2 protein-coding genes are annotated in these 2,726 nt (G+C 60.7%); both read left to right on the forward strand.

Annotation, left to right across the window (positions count from 1 at the left end; genetic code table 11):
* Window positions 1–45 precede the first annotated feature (45 nt).
* Window positions 46–1,350 carry a M16 family metallopeptidase gene (locus NW815_RS14015; RefSeq protein ID WP_414388136.1) on the forward strand — a complete coding sequence of 435 codons (1,305 nt, stop codon included), beginning with the start codon at window positions 46–48 and terminating at the stop codon, window positions 1,348–1,350.
* Window positions 1,351–1,410: 60 nt separating this feature from the next.
* Entirely contained in the window at window positions 1,411–2,700 is a 1,290-nt protein-coding gene (locus NW815_RS14020) for a M16 family metallopeptidase (protein ID WP_414388137.1), read from the forward strand.
* Window positions 2,701–2,726 lie beyond the last annotated feature (26 nt).

A 2,726-nucleotide genomic window follows, 5' to 3' on the forward strand; every position in this document is an offset into this window, starting at 1 on the left:
CCCTCTCCATCTACAATTAAGACTGTTCTCCATCAGTTAAGAATTTTGAACCGCTCTCCTCGTCTTTTGCCCGCCTACACCCACCGACTGAGCAACGGGTTAGGCGTTATCGTTCATCCCATCCCCATTGCCGATTCTGTAACCGTTGACGTCTGGGTACGGACAGGCGGACGCCATGAGCCGCCGGAGTGGCTGGGCCTATCCCATTTTTTGGAACACATGGTGTTTAAGGGCAGCGAGCGGCTGGCCCCTGGTGAGCTGGATTGGGCCGTGGAAGGACGGGGCGGAGTTACCAATGCTGCCACCGGCCAAGACTACACCCATTACTACATTACGGTGGCTGCTGCTGACCTAGCGGATACCTTGCCCTACTTGGCAGAGGTGGTTTTGCGGGCCGGGATCCCAGATCTGGAGTTTGAGCGGGAGCGGCAGGTGGTTCTGGAGGAAATTCGCCGCGCTGCCGACAACCCGGACTACACGGCCTATCAGCTCTTGATGGAGACCGCCTATGGGGAGCATCCCTATGGACGACCGGTGTTGGGCACACCGGAGAGCCTGATGCAACTGACCCCTGAACTAATGCGCGCCTACCACCGCGCTTGGTATCGCCCTGAATCCATGACGGTGGTGGTGACGGGTGGCATCGATCCCGAGCGGGCGTTGGCCTTGGTGGAGGAGCAGTTTGGCAGCTCTGCTGCTGGGCCAGCACTGGCCAGCCCCCCCATCCCGCCCCAGCCTCGTCCCCAAGGGATCCTGCGCCGGGAGAGCGACCATGCCCGCTTGGAGCAAGCCCGTCTGAAATTGGCCTGGCCTACCGTTGGCATTGACGATTGGCAACAAGCCTGTGGCCTGGAGATGTTGGCTTCTCTGCTGGGAGATGGCCGTACTTCGCGGCTGGTGCATCTGCTGCGGGAACAGCGGGGCTGGGTGAGGGCCATTGGCTGTTCTTCGCTGGTGCTGAAGGAGGGGGGACTGTTTTGTATTGGGGCTCAACTGGAGCCGGAGGATGTGGCGCGGGTGGAGGCGACGATTCTGCACGAGATTGAAAAGCTGCAGCAGGATGGCATCGGCCAAGCGGAGTTGGATCGCACCCGGCGTATGCTCATCCATGAGTTTCTGTTCTCTGCCGAGTCTCCCAGTCAATTGGCGGGCATCTATGGCTACTACGAGACGCTGGGCGGGGTGCAACGCATTCAAGAGTACCTGGAGCTGGTGCAATCCTTTACTCCGGCTCAGATCCGGGAGTTGGCCCAGCAGTACTTGTCTCCGGAGGCTTATGTGGTCACCGTTCTCAAGCCGACTGCTCTGGGTACAGCGGCGGCTTCGGAGCTGCAACTGGCTTGCCGTTAAGCGCCGCCTTGGCGCTCCGGACTCTTGATTTTCGGATTTTGGACGGGATCCCTTGCCTGCATGAACTCTGCTCTGCTTGCCACCCAACGTGGCCGTTTACAGCGCGTCCTTTTGGCCAATGGCATCACGCTGTTGCTGGGCCAGAACCCAACGGTGGAGATCTTGGCTGCCCACTGTTTTTTCCGCGGTGGTAGCCGGGCAGAGCGGCCGCAACAGGCGGGGGTGAGCCACTTGATGGCGGCTGTCCTCACCAAAGGCACGCATCGGCGCAACTCCCAGGCCATTGCTGCTGCGGTGGAATCGCTGGGAGCCTCGCTATCGGTGGACAGTTCTGCCGACTCTTTCGAGGTGAGCCTGCGCTGTGTGGCTGCCGATTTCCCGGAGCTGCTGGATTTGCTTGCGGAGACGCTGCGGGATCCCAGTTTTCCTGAAGAGGAGGTGGCGCGAGAGCAGGCGTTGATGCTGCAAGCCATTCGCGCCCAACAGGAACGGCCTTTCAGCCTGGCTTTCGAGCAGGTGCAACAAGCCCTCTATGGGGATCATCCCTACGCTCTGCCGGGGTTGGGACGGCTGGAAACGGTGGGATCCCTGACCCGCGAGGATTTGGTAGCCTATCACGCGGCCTACTGTCGTCCCAATGGAATGGTGATGGTGGTGATCGGCCCAGAGCCGCCGGAGCAAATGGCTGCCCAGGTGGAAGCGGCTTTGGGGGACTGGGTTGTTCCCGGCCCCTCTCCAGAGGATCGGGATGTTCCCCTGCCCCCTCTGAGGGATCCCCAACTGCTGAGGTTGCCCCAGCCCACTCAGCAGACAACAATCTTGATTGGGTTTCGCGGATCCCCTGCTGCTTCTGCGGATTATCCGGCCCTGAAGTTGCTGGCCACCTACTTGGGGAGCGGTCTGTCCAGCCGTCTGTTCGTGGAACTGCGGGAGCGCTGTGGCCTGGCCTATGAGGTCTCGGCTTTTTTTGCCACCCGTCGGGATCCCGCCCCTTTTGGGGTTTACATGGGCACTGCAGCAGAGAACACCCAGGTGGCTCTGGAACGCCTACAAGCAGAAATCCACCGTCTGCAGGCCAATCCGCTCGACCTGGCAGAGGTGGAAATGGCGCAGCGCAAACTTCTGGGCCAGTATGCCCTCAGCAAACAAACCAATGCCCAGGTGGCCCAACTGGTGGGCTGGTACGAGATTTTGGGCTTGGGCATGGAGTTTGACCGGCAGTATTTGCAGAGGGTCAGGCAGCTCACCCCAGAGCAGCTCCACCAAGCCGCAAAGACCTACCTGACCCCCCCGGCCATTGCTCTGGTGGGGCCGGAAGCCGCCTTGGCAGAGGTTGAGCTGGTGTTTTAAGGTAAACTACCCGACCCTGACTGCTT

This window comes from Synechococcus sp. R6-7, assembly GCF_047461695.1.
Classification (GTDB): Bacteria; Cyanobacteriota; Cyanobacteriia; order Thermostichales; family Thermostichaceae; genus Thermostichus.

What these genes read in the sequence shown, in the direction of transcription:
- NW815_RS14020 (WP_414388137.1), top strand. Translation starts at nt 1,411, where the DNA reads ATGAACTCTGCTCTGCTTGCCACCCAACGTGGCCGTTTACAGCGCGTC.